Raw genomic sequence first — 15,462 nt, 5'->3', positions numbered from 1 at the left:
AAGATGTGATAGAAAAGGTGTTGTTTTGTAACTATTTTTTCTCACATTAGGTGTTCTTTTATCACTTAAGTCAGTTTCGACATTTTCGGCACGGATAGGAGGCCAAACCAATGCTTTCAGTTACCTGTTTTAATCTCAGTGCACCCGTCCTCCACATTTCTTCAGGTAAATTTACGGCAGGTAAAAATTGGATGCACAAGCCTATGTATCACAATGGCAACTTCGAGATTATTATTGTCATTAAGGGAACCTTGTACATGCAGGTTGACGATAACCATTATGAGCTTAATGTCAATGACGTTTTTGCTTTGCCACCTTACCATCACCTACATGGTTATAAAGTTTCTCCTGAAGGTACTCAATATTTCTGGTTTCATTTTTTCACCAAACCCAATGGCTTAAAGGTGGTGGATTTGGAAAAGCAAAACATTAAACCAATTGATCTATTCGATGGCCAAACTGCTGTTTTACCACTCATCTTTAATCTTAAGTCAGTTGAAAAGGAATTTGTTTTGGCAAAACAAATTCTTGATGTTGCCTCAAATCATTATTTTACAAGTTTATCAGTTGATTACTTACTAACTGAGTTGCTTATTCAGTTATCTGAAGACTATTATCAAAAAGTGATTGGTCCGCCATTAACTGAGCGTGCAGCTCGAGTTAATTCAATCAAAAGTTGGATTCGTGCAAACTTATCAAAATCTCTCAGAGTAAGTGACGTTGCCGAAGCGTTTGACCTAAATCCTCACTATTTGGTTAGGATTTTTAAACAACAATCCAAACAAACTGTTATTCAGTATATTAACAGCTTAAAGGTTGACAAGGCTAACGAGTTATTGGTGCGCACCAATCTGCCAATTAAACAAATTGCCGGGATGGCCTATTATTCAGATGAAAAGCAATTTATGAAAATGTATAAAAAGCATACCAGTTTGACGCCTTCTCAATTTCGTCGGGCCTATCCCCAACAATTTCTTGATAGTAGCAGCTTCGATCCAGAAGTTCCCATCACAAAAAACACGGAAAATTATCGTCGTCGCTTTAAATAATTCTTTGGAGGCTTAAAAATGAATCATCCAAAAAAACATGGCAATTTTTTGTTTCTATTACTAATCATTATTATTGTAGATGCACTTTTCATTGGTTACTCAATGCTTCAAAAACATCACCAAGAAGGCCAACCAATTCAAACTTCGCTATCATTAAATTACGACTTCTTAAAAAAGAGTGGACAACCAGCACAATCGCTGATTACCCACTCTTTTTAATTGACCACACAAGCTAATTTTAAGCTCGAGTCTTAGAAAGTTCTTTAGTAATATCCTTTTCCATCTTTTCATAGTGGAAATAAAGAAGTGCCGGTACAATTGCAACTCCATACATTAAAATTGTGACCCAGTTAAAGGAAAGCTTGATCCCAATTAACGCATGGGCAGTTTGCGCCTGATTAGCCACGTAGCCAAAGGCTGACATAATTTTACCGTTCAAAGCGCCAGCCAGTCCTTGGCCCATTGACATACAGAATGCTGAACCGATCGTAGTCAAAATGCCAGCTGCGTTAACGCCATTTTTCCATTCACCGTAATCAACAGCAGAGCCTAACATCGCAAACGGCATCGATACAGCAATTCCGGACCCAACATTAGCTACCAGCCAGCCGACAATTGCGCCAACTGGATTTAAACCAGAAAACATAATGATAAATTGGCCAATTACAGCAATTGCTAATCCTGAGGCCCAGATATGGCTTTTAGACATCAACTTGTTCAGGAATGGAATGGAAAGGACGCCAAGTACTTGAATGATCGCAATTGAGTTAAATAATGTCACAAATCCTTTATTGTGGAAGTAATACGTGAAGTAATAAACCATTGATTGCTGACGGCCTTGTTGTGCCACCCAAAATAGGAAATTACCCCCAACAATAATGAACCATGGCCAATTTTTGTTCATGGCATGGATACTTCTTCTTAAAGTAACTCGCTGGCTACTTGGCACAATAACCCGTTCACGAACGTGGCCAAATGAGAACAACGTTCCAGCTAAATTCAAGCAGGCAAAAATGACAATAAAAATTCGAAAACCAACAACATCATTTCCACCACCAAAGAAAGCAACTAATGGTAACGTTAATGAATTAACGACAAACACACCTAAATTTGAACCAACCATCCGCCAAGAGTTCAATACAACCCGTTCGTCAGGCTTGGAACTAATCAACGGTAAAATCGTAGTAATTGGTGCGTTGATCCCTAAATACAAAACACCATAAATCATGTAAACAATTGCACAATATAAAGCTTTAGCAGACGTACTTAAACTGGGTGCCCAAAATAGCAGAATACCACTGGCCGCATAAGGTAACGCCAACCACAGGAAATAGGGTCGTGCTTTGCCGTATTTTGAATGGGTCATATCGATAAATGTTCCCCACACTGGCGCACCAACGGCATCTACTACTCGAGCGATTAACAAAATGAGTCCGGTCGAAGCAGCCGAAATTAAGGCGACATCAGTAAAGAAATACATTAAATAACTATTGACTACCGTTGCAACCAGTTGTCCTGAAAAGTCCAAGTTAGCATAACTTAACTTTTCAAGAACACCAACTTTTTTGCGGGATGAACCCGCTGGAAACTTCTCATTTTTCACTTTCATTGCTGTATTTTCAGCCATTTTTATCAACTCCTTAGTAAATAAACATCATGCGACTCAATTTTAATTGACTGATCTTTCGAAAGTTCAACATCTTTGTTCTGCCAAATATCATGGCCAGTTAGTGGTAATCCCAAAGCAACAAATTGGGCACCAGTCAGTTGCAATTCAGTATCTGAAATATTAAAAATTGCATCGTACTTGCTCTGTAAGCTTTCCGCATGCCACGTGATAAGTTTGGCATCCCGATAAGTTTGATATTTTTCAGTAATTTGATCATCCATTTTTAACAATTCCTGATTAGTCAGTAAGCTGGTCGTCCACTCATCAAGATCTGGCAACTCTCCGCCCATGATTAATGGTGACTGCATCATTGTCCAAAGGGTCATCATAGTTTTTTGTTCAGACTTGGTAAAACGGGTTTGTCGATTTCCGCCAGGCCCGTCAACTGAACGAATCCCAATATGTCCCAGTGGTAACATATCACAATCCGGCCAATTTCCTGGGCGTGACATGGCTGACCATTTTTCGGCTCGATCAAACATGTTTAAAAGCAGTGACCACTCATCCCAAAAATCATCCGTAATTCGCCACATATTGGCATTACGCTGGAAAAAAGCCCCATTTTCAACTGGCGCCGGACCTGGCGACAACGACAATACAATGTTACGGCCGGTTTTATCGATGGCTTTTCTTAACGCTTCAACTTCTTTCTTAAGCGTCCCATTATAAATGACGGAATTAGCAATATCATCACATTTGATAAAATCAACGCCCCAGGAAGCATACAGTGCCAATAACGAATCATAATATCCCTGGCCTTCCGGCATGTCTGTATTGACACCATACATATCTGAGTTCCATGGGCAAACGTTATTTAACGCAATGTCGCGCGCAGTTTTACTCGTCCCTTTAATTGGTGTGGCATTATGCACTGCCTGACGCGGAATGCCACGCATGATATGAATCCCAAATTTAAGTCCCAATTTGTGAATATAGTCAGCCAGCGGCTTGAAACCGTTACCATTTCCAGCTGAAGGAAACCGCTTTGCATCCGGTACTAATCGTGAGTACTCGTCCATGACCAACGGCGCAAAATTATGATATTTTGACGAATCGGCTGTGGGCTCATACCATTGAATATCAACTGTAATATATTGCCAGCCAAATTGTTTTAAGTGCTGACTCATATAATCAGCGTTTCGCTTGACTTCATCTTCACGAACTGAGGCCCCATAGCCATCCCAACTATTCCAACCCTTGGGCGGCACTTCGGCGAATTGTCTAAACTTTTCCATTTATAATTCAACCCCTCCAAAATTTCTGATTACCCATCATTAGTCAATTTATTAAACCGTTGATGCACCCCTTTTTATTTATGATTACCCGTACCTCATTGTCCTTATGTGATTCACAATTATATGTTAATACAGCAAAGAAACCGGTTTCAACGTCATCAAAAGTAGATTTAGTGCTAAAATGTCACACGAATCTGTAGGTTTAGTGTATAAAAGTGACATTTCTCAAAACTCAGAAAAATTAATCATTAACTGATCAACTTTTGACCATCCATTTCTATTAAATTTAAAGAAAAAAGTATCACTAGCCAACACCAACTTCCTTATTTTTCGGAAGTGATGACGACTAGTGATACTTTTACTTTGTAGTATTAGTTAAACAAGTAACATTTACTTTCGTACGGTCGCAATTGGGTTCCCCGATCATCCCGATAATTACTAATCAACAGTTGACCAGCTTCGCGCTGCTGATAATCGCGGGTAACGGTTTGATCGGTGAAGTTACTGATCACTAACAATGTCTGCCCCTGATAATGGCGTCGATAAGCGTAAACTTGGTTATCGGCTGGATCAAGTTCCTCAAACGTGCCATATTTAATCAGATCTGTTTCATGCCGCAACTGAATCAACTTTTGATAGTGATAAAAAACCGATGTGCGATCTGCCAAGGCTTGTTTAACATTAATTGCCGGATAATTAGCATTTAAGGCATACCATGGATTCCCTTTGGTAAAGCCGGCGTTTTCCCCATCCGTCCACTGCATCGGGGTTCGAGCGTTATCTCGAGAGATATTAGCCATGTACTTTAGCATGGTTGGTCCGTCAACCAGTTTTCGGTGATCAACCATCTCGTGATAAATATTAATGGACTCTAAATCCTCATATTGATCAAGCCGGGTGAAATGGGCATTGGTCATCCCAATTTCTTCACCTTCATAAATATATGGTGTGCCTTGCATCATATGAAGTGTAGTTGCTAACATTTTCGCTGCCCGGACACGGTACTCGGGATCGTCGTTACTAAAGCGGGAAACGGCTCGCGGTTGATCATGATTATTCCAGTACAAGCTGTTCCAGCCTTTACCATCAAGGGCCTTCTGCCAACGATTTAAAGCGACTTTCAAGTCAGTTAGCTTAACTGGCTGATCGTACCATTTCCCGATTCGTACATCCGGGTTGGGACTTAAATTAACGTGCTGAAATTGAAAGACCATATTTAGTTCATGACTATTCAACCCAGTGTATTTAATCGCGTCTTCCGGCGTTGATCCTGGCATCTCACCAACCGTCATCACATCGTAGTGCGACAAAACTTCAGCATTCATTTGTCGTAAAAATTCGTTTAGACGCTTCCCATCAGCGACAAAATTTAACGTGGTCCCAGCCGTTGGGGTTCCCGGAACATCCGGTAGTCCTGCCGGTTTGGCAATTAAATTAATCACGTCCATTCGAAAACCATCAACGCCCTTATCCAGCCAAAACCGTTCAATGTTGAAGACTTCTTCTCGAACTTTAGGATTTTCCCAATTCAAATCGGGCTGCCCCGGTGCGAACAGGTGCAAATAATACTGACCACGCGCCGGCACATAGGTCCAAGCCGGGCCACTGAAAGCTGATCGCCAGTTATTTGGTTCGTGACCATCAACCGGGTCACGCCAAATATAGTAGTCAGCATACGGATTGTCCTTTGATTTTTGACTTTCTTGAAACCACTTGTGCTGAGCTGACGTATGATTGACCACTAAATCCATCAACAGTTTCATCCCATGCGCATGCGTAGCCGCCAATAGCGCGTCAAAATCGGTCATCGTGCCATACTTTGGGTTAATTGCTCGATAATCGGCAATATCGTAACCGTTATCTTGATCGGGTGACCGGTAAATCGGGTTAAGCCAAATCACGTCAACCCCCAACTTTTGAAGATAGTCCAAGCGGCTGGTAATTCCTGGTAGATCCCCGATACCATCCTGATTGCTGTCTTGAAAACTCATTGGATAAATCTGATAAACCACTGCGCTTTGCCACCATTTATGTGTCATGTCAATTCTCCTTATCTTCGTTTTCTAGTTTGATTATCATGCGGAACCTGCTTAATTTCAATCAAATTTTGAATGAATCAAACGAACCGACAGTGTCGCCAAAATCAACGAGATACCACCAACCAGAAACATTCCCGGCATCGAGTGGCCAACCAGCGGAAAAATCCAAAAGCTGGCCACCGAAGCCACAATTTGTGGCAGGCAGATACTGCAGTTGAATAAGCCTAAATAGGAGCCTTCATGGCGACCATTCAAAGCTTCAGTCAACAATGAAAACGGCTGGGTGTTCATCACCAGATAGGTAATCCCAATCAAAACAAACGGGATAATCAACAAATATTTACTGTGGATGAAAAAGATCGAAATGAAGCCAACCGCCCCAGCTGCCAATCCAACTTGATACCAGAATTTTCGGTGACTTGGTTGGGTATGAGATTGCACCAGTAATCCCCACAGGACGGCCGCAATTGACTGAATGCAGGTCAAGACGCCAAACCAATTTCCAGCCGCTTGATAGCCTGCCGAAGCTGGATTACTGGTGTGCCAAACATTAAGTGAAATCGCACCAGTCGCATAGGTCCAAGAATATAGAATCGCAAACCAAGTGAAAAATTGGACAATTGAAATTTCCCAGAAAACTTTTGGGGCCTCTTTTAATAATTGCAATAATCCCGGCTGATCCGCCTGTTGATTGACATCTAATCCATGATAAGCAGCATACTGCTTAGGATTGTATTCGTGAACCTTGATAATCGTCAAAATCGATGTCAGCAATAAGATTGCGGCAGCTAAATAAAATGCAATGCGAACGGTCAGTGGAACTTCCCCTTTGGATGCCACGTTGGGAATCCCAATAAATGCCAAGATAAACGGAATGAGTGTGGCAACGACACCACCCAGGTTTGAGAAAGACTGCTGCCACGACCAGGCCAGATCTTTTTGATCCTCATTCACCATGTCACCAATCACCATCTTGAACGGCTGCATGCAAACATTGGACGTTAGATCCATAAAAAGTGTCGCAACGGCTGCAAACCACAAGGCAGCGGCCGAGCCGTACCCAAAGCCAAATGAACCGGCATTGGGCAACAAAATCAACACGATGGCAGCGGCCGGCGCACCGATTAACAGGTAAGGCATCCGTCGTCCGAAGCGATTCCACGTCTGATCAGAATATTTACCGATTAATGGCTGAATCACCATGCCTGCAAGTGGTGGCAGAATAAAGAAGAAGCCTAACTTATTCGGATCAGTGCCAATGGTTTGAAAGATTCGCCCCAGTTGGGATTGCTGAAGTGAAAAGGCCATGTTGACCCCAAAGAAGCCAAAGGTCATCGCAAAGATGGTCAGGCGGCTTAATCGCGGTAAATGCTGGCTTTTTGTCTGTGTTGATGGGTGAGAGACAATTTCTCCTTCGTTAGATGCAACTTTCATTATTAAATTCCCCCTTATAAATTAAGTTAAGCGGTTACATTTTTGACTAATTTGACTTAAATCAATTGAATTGGCTATCCCCTGTTAGCCAGCCAATCATTAAAACTAAAATTTAGCTTATCGATCCATGTTGATCATGTATAATTAAGTTATTAATGATAAACGGGGATGACGAGCCATTGAAAGTTAAAATTTCAGATATTGCAAAAGCTGCCGACATTTCTACCGCTTCGGTTTCCAGAGTGCTTAATCACCAAGGCGGCTATAGTCAAGCAACCGCCGAACGAATTACTAAAATCGCCGATGAAATGGGATATTTCAAAAATCGTTCAGCTTCAGATTTAGCCAGCCGAAGCAATAACACCATTGGCATTATTTATACCGATTTCGAAACTAATTTTAACGATCTGATCATTCGAAATACGATGCTTGAAGCCAAGCAACATCATTTGGACGTCATTTTGATGATTGCTCAGCAAAATGACCCAGCTGGCCTCACCAAAATCATTCGGGATATGATCGAACGGCGAGTCTTTGCCCTGCAATTTATTTCAACCCACCCTAGTCCACAGATGATTGAGATGCTGAATCGGGCCAACGTCTTCCCCCAGGTAATCGGTGACGCAACTAATCACACCGTGTCATCCGTGTCATCTGACGATTACGAAATTGGTTATCAGGCAACCAGCTATCTAATCAATCATGGTCACCAACGAATCGGCTTTGTGAGTCCAAGTGTGACCCGGGATTACGTCACCAGGTTGCGGTTTTCGGGGTATCAACGTGCTTTAGACGACCATCATCTTCACTTTAAGGCCGACTGGCTGGTTGAAGAAAACTACAGTTATCAAGCTGGCCTTAAAGCCGCCAACCATTATCAGCAAACCGATATTGACGCGGTCATCGGTGTCAGTGATGAAGTTTCATGGGGGTTACTCAACGGCTTTTACGACGCCGGCTGCAAAGTTCCCGATCAAGTCGCACTCATCAGCGTTGACGGCACCCAATTATGTGAGCAAACCCGTCCACAATTGTCAAGTGTGACCCAGGATTTTGCCTCAATGGGTAAAACCGCTGTCAGACAACTCATCGATAATCGCGCCACACCCCATCAGGTCACCACTTTGACGGTCCCATTTAAAATTGATGCTCGTCAAACCACTTAGTTGCGAATTCGATTATTAGAGTAATAACTAAAAAGCTAATTTTTAATTACGTAAGCGCTTACGTAACTTTATTGTATGACACTTTTTCAAATTGTCAACCTGTCTTATTTCCTCTGCAACTAAAAACCGCCATGTTAGATTTTCCAAGTCACCTCTCTTTGGAAAGTTCACATGACGGTTTTTAGTGTCAATACTGACCATTTAATATCTTTAAGATCGCTTAAACAGGACTTCCTGTTCATATTTTCGAATAGGTTTAAGCCAATCCAACCCTACCGGGACATTATTTCGAAGACAAAATTCATCCCAGACCGCGCCAAACGGGTAAGATTTAAGTTCCTCTGTCTCAGCTAGCCGCTGCGTAAAGTCAAAATTCAACTCCGCTTTTTTAAGATCATCAATTGGCGCCAACATTGCTTGTAAGAGTGCCTTTTGAGTTGCTCGGGCGCTGACAACCCAACCTGAAATTCGATTAATCGTTGCATCAAAGAAATCCAGCCCAATGTTGGTTCGAGCCAACTCGTTGTCCCGGACCAGGGTTCTGGTAATCCGCATCAATGCATCATCCATAATCACAACGTGGTCACTATCCCAGCGAACCGGGCGGGAAACATGGAGCATCAAGCCTTTGCCGAATAACAAAAATGATGAAAATTTATCTGAAACATCTTCCGTCGGATGCCAGTGACCAACATCAATCGTCCACAGCTTATGCCGACTAATTGCGTAATTGTTATAGAAAAGATGCGAGCCAACTGTATACGATTCAATGCCAGTGCCAAACAGTTTTCCTTCAACTGATTCAATCGTATTCTTCTCGTCAAACTTTTTAGTAAAAATTTCATCCAATGAATTTAACAATCGGCGTCGAGGATCAACCTTATCGATTGGATTATCTTTAAAGCCGTCTGGGATCCAAAAGTTATTAATTGCTTGTTGTCCCAAAGACTCACCGAAATAATTGGCAATCTCTCGAGAACGCTTGCCCACCTCAATCCAATAGCGCCGAACCGCTTCATCAGGACTCGCCAAAGTAAAATTATGTTTAACCATCGGATGCGAGAAGAACGTTGGATTCATATCCAATCCCACGCCCTCTTGCTTTGCCCAATCAACCCAGTATTTAAAATCATCAGGCCCGACTTCATTTAACTCTTTTTTGTGATCGGCTACCGCATAGATGGTGTGCAGCTGAACCTTATGGGTCCCTGGAATCAGTGACAGCCCTTCATGTAAATCAGCCGTTAATTCGTCAGGCGTTCGGGCTTTACCTGGATAATGACCACTCACACCAATTCCACCCGTCAACTCGCCATTTGGATTCAAGAATCCCGAAACGTCATCCCCTTGCCAACAGTTAATGGATAAACTAACTGTCTGCAATCGGTGAATTGCTTGTTCAGTATCAACACCGAGTTCGGCATAACGCGACTTGGCAACTTCATATGCCTGTTGAACTTCTTTTTCCTTAACCAAACTGAACTCCTCCTTGCCCTACGTTACTAAACTTGCGTAAATCCGCCATCGATTAGGTAATCGTCACCCGTTGAGAAGCTACTGGCATCACTGGCTAAGTAAACGGCGATTCCTTGCAACTCATCAGGTCTTCCCATCCGTCCAAGGGGCGACCAAGCTTCCCATTGCTTAATCAGCGGTTGCAAATCTGGTGACTTGAGTGTCATGTCGGTTCCCATATAACCGGGACTAATAGTATTTACTCGAACGCCGCGTTTCGCCCACTCAATTGCTAAAGATTGGGAAAGCTGAAGGACGCCACCCTTGGTTGCATTATATGAACTTTGTGGTTGTGGTCGATTAGCGATATGAGCAGACATTGAAGCCGTATTCACAATTGATCCTTTTCCCTGCTTTAACATATGACGGCCAGCCGCCTGTGAGCAAAGAAAAACCGAATTTAGATTTAAGTCAACGACCCGTAGCCAATCTTTGTAAGCCATCTTTTCAGCCGGAATCCGTAATGACATCCCAGCATTGTTAAAGGCTACATCCAAGCCACCCAGTTTTGCGACTACCTCATCAACCATTTCAGTGACGGCCTGTGGATCTGTCACATCGGTCTTAATTGCGATCACTTGTTGGCCTGTAGCATCTGCAATTTCCTTTGCGGCTGCAGTAGCCTTTTCACCATTAATGTCAACAATTGCTAAATCTGCTCCCGCTTCTGCCAAAGCAGTAGCCATGGATTTGCCCAATCCTTGGGCACCACCGGTTACGTAGATTTTTTTACCTTTCAATGATAGCCGATCTAAAATTCCCACTTTCCAAACCCCTTTCGATTTCTAATCATTAACAAACATCATCGTTGGTACATGTTGAATTGTAAAATATTCACAATCTTTAATCAATATTCGTTTACTAAAATTAAAAATGTTGATATTACAGCATTGTAAAATATTTTTAAATGAATTTTAAATCACAATAAAACATCTTTATTCTTGATAACGCCAACCTGTATAAATGATAATTGGTTCTTGGATCAACCCTAATTAAAATAAGTTAAAAATAATAAGAAAAGCCTTGATTCCCACCAGTTTTAACCGATAGTCATCAAAGCTTCCCGTTTTTAATTCAATTAGTTGTCTTACTTTTTAGTAATAATCAGGAAAATTTTACTCCAACCCAACTCGGGCAAAAATTTCATCCACGTGACGAATATGATAATGATAATCAAATGCATCTGCAATTTGATCTTCAGTTAAAGCATTTGTAATCTTCTTATCGCCTTCTACCAAATCACGGAATTGAATTCCCTTGTCCCAGGATTGTTTCGTTAATGGCTGGACCAAATCATAAGCTTGTTCACGCGTCATACCGGAATCAATTAATTTTAACATCACCCGCTGACTGTAAATCAAGCCATAGGTTAACCCCATATTTTGTTTCATCCGCTCAGGGAACACGGTTAACCGTTCCAAAATTCTTGAGAAACGATGCAACATATAGTCCAGCAAGATTAGTGTGTCTGGAATGATAATCCGCTCAGCTGATGAGTGAGAGATATCTCGTTCGTGCCATAATGGGACATCTTCATAGGCCGTAATCATATGACCGCGAACCACTCTGGCCAGTCCACAAATATTTTCAGAGCCAATCGGGTTCTTCTTATGGGGCATGGCCGATGATCCCTTTTGACCGGCATCAAAGTGCTCTTCAACTTCATGGATTTCAGAACGTTGAAGGCCACGGATTTCAGTCGCAAATTCCTCTAAGCTGGTCGCAATTAGTGCCAACGTTGAAATATAGTCGGCATGCAAATCACGCGGTAAAATTTGACTGGTAATTTCCTGAGCGTGCAAGCCTAATGAATCACAAACATACTGTTCAACAAACGGCGGCACATTGGCAAACGTTCCAACTGCACCGGAAATTTGTCCCGCTTCCAGTTCTTTAGAAGCTGTTTCAAACCGGCGTTTATTCCGATTCATTTCTGAATACCAGCGAGCCAGTTTTAACCCAAAAGTTGTGGGCTCGGCTTGAACACCGTGAGTCCGGCCGATCATCACCGTGTCTTTGTACTTTTTGGCTTGTTTGGCAATCACATCAATAAAGTGATCAATGTCTTTTTTAATAATCTGATTAGCCTGCTTAATTCGAACACCATAAGCGGTATCGACTACATCCGTACTGGTCACGCCATAGTGGACCCATTTCTTTTCGGGCCCCAGCGACTCCGAAACGTCCCTGGTGAAGGCCACAATATCATGGTGAGTCACGGCTTCAATTTCGGCAATCCGTTTGGCATCAAATTTGGCATTCTTTTTAATCTTCTCAACATCTTCTGCCGGAATCTTTCCCAACTTTGACCAAGCCTCGTCAATTGCAATTTCAACTTTTAGCCAAGCAGCATATTGATTATCAAGTGACCAAATCTGCTTCATTTCTGGTAACGAATATCTATCTATCATAATGGATCCTTTCCATATAAATATTAACACCCTCATAATATCATATTGTTCACGTTTTAGCTACATTCTATATAATATGGAAAGATTTTGTTCGCATTTAAATCTAAAGTCGAACGTTGAACGTTTTAACGTTTAAAATCATTAATGTTTTTGTTGACATTCCCGTGCAAGTTGGTAAAATTAAAAATGCTGGGTTGATTCCCGGCAATAAAATTTAGAGGTGTTCATATGTCATCTATTGTGGTTGTTGGAAGCCAATGGGGCGACGAAGGAAAGGGTAAAATTACCGATTTCTTTGGTCAAAATGCCGATATTACCGCCCGCTACCAAGGCGGCGACAATGCCGGCCACACCATTGTATTAAATGGCAAAAGTTACCATTTACAACTAATTCCATCCGGAATCTTCGACCAGGAAAAGTACAGTGTGATCGGAAACGGTGTGGTTGTGAATCCAAAATCCCTAATCAGTGAAATTGATCAGTTGAAAAAGGACGGAATCAGTACTGATAATTTGCGGATTTCCAATCGGGCTCACGTGATTATGCCATACCATATCCTGCTGGATGGATTGCAGGAACAGAAAAAGGATGCCAAAATCGGGACAACCAACAAAGGAATCGGCCCCGCTTATATGGATAAATACGAACGAATCGGCATTAGGATTGCAGACTTAATCGATAGAGACAGCTTTGAAGAAAAACTTCACAGTGCTTTAAAGATTAAAAACGAGTTACTGACCAAAATTTACAATGTTGAACCGTTGGATTTTGATACCATCTTTAATGAATACAATACCTATGCGGATCGAATCCGGCCATACGTCATTGACGCTTCCTATTTAATCAACAACGCATTAGATGACCACAAAAATGTTTTGTTTGAAGGTGCCCAGGGCGTCATGTTGGATGTTGACCACGGCACTTATCCGTTTGTCACATCTTCCAACCCCACTGCCAGTGGTGCAGCGGTTGGGACCGGGATTGGACCTAATCGCATCGATAATGTCATTGGTGTCTGCAAAGCCTACACCTCTCGAGTTGGCGAAGGTCCCTTCCCAACCGAGTTAAAAGACGCAACCGGTGACCATATCCGAGAAGTCGGTCACGAGTACGGTGTGGTCACAAAACGCCCACGTCGAATCGGTTGGTTTGACAGTGTCGTTTTGCGGCATTCAGCTCGAGTTTCAGGCTTCACTCACTTATCATTAAACTGCCTGGACATTTTAACCGGCATTAAAACGTTGAAAATCTGCGTAGCGTACAAACTAAATGGTCAAGAAATTGACGACTATCCCGCAACCTTAAAAGAACTAAACAAATGTGAAGCCGTTTATGAAGAATTACCCGGCTGGAACGAGGATATTACCAAAGCTAAAACCCTGGCCGACCTTCCTGATAACGCCCGTCACTATTTAGAAAGAATCTCAGAATTGGTTCACGTTCCGCTGGCCACCTTTTCCGTTGGTCCAGATCGGGAACAAACCAACGTGGTTGAAAAAGTTTGGGCAGATTAAGTTCAGCTTATCTAAAAATTCAAAATGCCAATGACATCTGGGAACTTCTTGTCATTGGTATCACACCCCGCTCATAATTCGGAGGTAACAAATAAATGGAAGTTTTTGATTACGAAGATATTCAATTGATCCCTAATAAATGCATCATCAAGAGCCGTCGCGATGCTGACACATCCATTAAGTTCGGCCCAAGAACCTTTAAGATTCCGGTTGTACCGGCTAACATGGAAACCGTCATTAACGATGACTTGGCAATTTGGCTGGCAGAAAATGATTATTTCTATATTATGCACCGATTCCAGCCGGAAAAACGTGAAGGGTTTATTGAAATGATGCACGCCAAGGGGCTTTACGCCTCCATCAGCGTTGGCATTAAAGATGATGAATATAAATTTATCGACGACCTAGTGGCCCATGATCACAAGCCGGAATACATCACAATTGATGTCGCACATGGCCACTCGGATTTTGTCATTCAAATGATCCACTACATCAAAGAAAAATTGCCAGACAGTTTCTTAATCGCTGGTAACTTGGGCACACCGGAAGCGGTTCGTGAAATTGAAAACGCCGGTGCAGATGCAACTAAAATCGGGATTGGCCCCGGAAAAGCCTGCATCACTAAGCTCAAAACCGGCTTTGGTACCGGCGGTTGGCAGCTGGCAGCATTACGGCTATGCTCAAAAGCGGCCAGAAAACCATTGATTGCCGATGGTGGGATTCGGTTTAACGGTGATATTGCTAAATCGGTCCGGTTTGGTGCCTCAATGGTCATGATCGGTTCTCTACTAGCCGGCCATGAAGAATCACCGGGCAGCGTCATCAGTATTGACGGCAAGAAATACAAACAGTATTGGGGATCGGCATCCGAAAAACAAAAGGGTGCCTATCGCAACGTTGAGGGCCGTCAAATGTTGGTTCCTTATCGGGGCAAACTTTCAGATACGTTGTTTGAAATGCAACAGGATCTGCAGTCATCCATCTCGTATGCCGTTGAAAAAAGCTAAAAGACATTCGAACCGTTGATTATGTGATTGTTAAAAACTCAATTTTGAATGGAGATTAATTCCCCTAGCATCAGGGTTTCAGCTAAACACTTTTGGCTGAAACTTTTTTAGTCTCCGGCAATTGACATTTAACTGACTAAGCTGTATTTTTTAAGTGTAGTTGAACACGTTGATGATTTGTCATATCTTATTCAACCAGACATTGGAGTGATCATGATGACACTAAAAAAGGCCTTACTATTAAGTATTATCACCCCCTTAATGATGATCGGGTTTCTCACCATAAATCCGACCACTAGTGTAACGTATCTTTGATATACTTAAAAATTTACTAATCAGTTACGAGCGTAATATCGGGATACAAGGAGCGCAATTTAATGCGGGCATCCGCGGTTGTGAACTGCCAATGAATCGCTTTTTTC

The 15,462-nt window shown here is 42.2% G+C and carries 11 protein-coding genes and 1 pseudogene; 5 read left to right on the top strand and 7 right to left on the bottom strand.

What is annotated here, in order from left to right; genetic code table 11:
* Window positions 1-110 precede the first annotated feature (110 nt).
* On the top strand, window positions 111-1,049 hold the full coding sequence (locus ED605_RS13275; RefSeq protein ID WP_121979374.1) for a helix-turn-helix domain-containing protein: 939 nt from the start codon (window positions 111-113) through the stop codon (window positions 1,047-1,049).
* Window positions 1,050-1,067: 18 nt separating this feature from the next.
* Window positions 1,068-1,268, top strand: coding sequence for a hypothetical protein (locus ED605_RS13270; protein WP_121979373.1), 201 nt, complete (start codon window positions 1,068-1,070; stop codon window positions 1,266-1,268).
* Window positions 1,269-1,287: 19 nt separating this feature from the next.
* Here ED605_RS13270 and ED605_RS13265 read toward each other — a convergent pair whose 3' ends face one another.
* From ED605_RS13265 to ED605_RS13250, 4 genes are all read right to left on the bottom strand, one after another.
* Window positions 1,288-2,676, bottom strand: a complete 1,389-nt coding sequence (locus ED605_RS13265) for an MFS transporter (RefSeq protein ID WP_121979372.1) — start codon at window positions 2,674-2,676, stop codon at window positions 1,288-1,290.
* A gap of 5 nt (window positions 2,677-2,681) precedes the next feature.
* A complete protein-coding gene (locus tag ED605_RS13260; protein ID WP_121979371.1) occupies window positions 2,682-3,953 on the bottom strand; it encodes a glycoside hydrolase family 27 protein in 1,272 nt (423 codons plus the stop codon).
* A 371-nt stretch (window positions 3,954-4,324) separates the two neighbouring features.
* Window positions 4,325-5,992, bottom strand: a complete 1,668-nt coding sequence (locus tag ED605_RS13255; protein ID WP_121979370.1) for a glycoside hydrolase family 13 protein — start codon at window positions 5,990-5,992, stop codon at window positions 4,325-4,327.
* 57 nt (window positions 5,993-6,049) lie between these two features.
* Window positions 6,050-7,426, bottom strand: a complete 1,377-nt coding sequence (locus ED605_RS13250) for an SLC45 family MFS transporter (protein WP_121979369.1) — start codon at window positions 7,424-7,426, stop codon at window positions 6,050-6,052.
* 179 nt (window positions 7,427-7,605) lie between these two features.
* Between ED605_RS13250 and ED605_RS13245 the strand changes: the two genes are divergently transcribed.
* Window positions 7,606-8,592 carry a LacI family DNA-binding transcriptional regulator gene (locus tag ED605_RS13245; protein WP_121979368.1) on the top strand — a complete coding sequence of 329 codons (987 nt, stop codon included), beginning with the start codon at window positions 7,606-7,608 and terminating at the stop codon, window positions 8,590-8,592.
* Window positions 8,593-8,802: 210 nt separating this feature from the next.
* On the opposite strand, the gene ED605_RS13240 is transcribed toward ED605_RS13245, so the two are convergent.
* From ED605_RS13240 to purB, 3 genes are all read right to left on the bottom strand, one after another.
* Window positions 8,803-10,068, bottom strand: a complete 1,266-nt coding sequence (locus ED605_RS13240; RefSeq protein WP_121979367.1) for an L-rhamnose isomerase — start codon at window positions 10,066-10,068, stop codon at window positions 8,803-8,805.
* Between the two features lie 26 nt (window positions 10,069-10,094).
* The gene (locus ED605_RS13235) at window positions 10,095-10,871 is read right to left on the bottom strand and encodes an SDR family oxidoreductase (protein WP_121979366.1); all 777 of its coding nucleotides are present in this window, start codon (window positions 10,869-10,871) and stop codon (window positions 10,095-10,097) included.
* A 351-nt stretch (window positions 10,872-11,222) separates the two neighbouring features.
* Window positions 11,223-12,518, bottom strand: a complete 1,296-nt coding sequence (purB, locus tag ED605_RS13230; RefSeq protein WP_121979365.1) for an adenylosuccinate lyase — start codon at window positions 12,516-12,518, stop codon at window positions 11,223-11,225.
* 228 nt (window positions 12,519-12,746) lie between these two features.
* Between purB and ED605_RS13225 the strand changes: the two genes are divergently transcribed.
* Both ED605_RS13225 and ED605_RS13220 read left to right on the top strand, forming a co-directional pair.
* Window positions 12,747-14,033 (top strand): adenylosuccinate synthase, encoded by a 1,287-nt coding sequence (locus ED605_RS13225; RefSeq protein ID WP_121979364.1) that lies wholly within the window; start codon window positions 12,747-12,749, stop codon window positions 14,031-14,033.
* A gap of 95 nt (window positions 14,034-14,128) precedes the next feature.
* Window positions 14,129-15,099, top strand: a pseudogene (locus ED605_RS13220) (GMP reductase).
* Window positions 15,100-15,462: the final 363 nt, after the last annotated feature.

The organism is Lentilactobacillus raoultii, from assembly GCF_900411375.1.
In the GTDB taxonomy this organism is placed as follows: Bacteria; Bacillota; Bacilli; order Lactobacillales; family Lactobacillaceae; genus Lentilactobacillus; species Lentilactobacillus raoultii.
The sequence above is the reverse complement of the archived record's forward strand: the minus strand, read 5'-3'. Positions and strand labels throughout refer to the sequence as shown.

What these genes read in the sequence shown, in the direction of transcription:
- ED605_RS13250 (WP_121979369.1), bottom strand. Translation starts at nt 7,426, where the DNA reads ATGAAAGTTGCATCTAACGAAGGAGAAATTGTCTCTCACCCATCAACA.
- ED605_RS13260 (WP_121979371.1), bottom strand. Translation starts at nt 3,953, where the DNA reads ATGGAAAAGTTTAGACAATTCGCCGAAGTGCCGCCCAAGGGTTGGAAT.
- purB (WP_121979365.1), bottom strand. Translation starts at nt 12,518, where the DNA reads ATGATAGATAGATATTCGTTACCAGAAATGAAGCAGATTTGGTCACTT.
- ED605_RS13225 (WP_121979364.1), top strand. Translation starts at nt 12,747, where the DNA reads ATGTCATCTATTGTGGTTGTTGGAAGCCAATGGGGCGACGAAGGAAAG.
- ED605_RS13255 (WP_121979370.1), bottom strand. Translation starts at nt 5,992, where the DNA reads ATGACACATAAATGGTGGCAAAGCGCAGTGGTTTATCAGATTTATCCA.
- ED605_RS13275 (WP_121979374.1), top strand. Translation starts at nt 111, where the DNA reads ATGCTTTCAGTTACCTGTTTTAATCTCAGTGCACCCGTCCTCCACATT.
- ED605_RS13270 (WP_121979373.1), top strand. Translation starts at nt 1,068, where the DNA reads ATGAATCATCCAAAAAAACATGGCAATTTTTTGTTTCTATTACTAATC.
- ED605_RS13265 (WP_121979372.1), bottom strand. Translation starts at nt 2,676, where the DNA reads ATGGCTGAAAATACAGCAATGAAAGTGAAAAATGAGAAGTTTCCAGCG.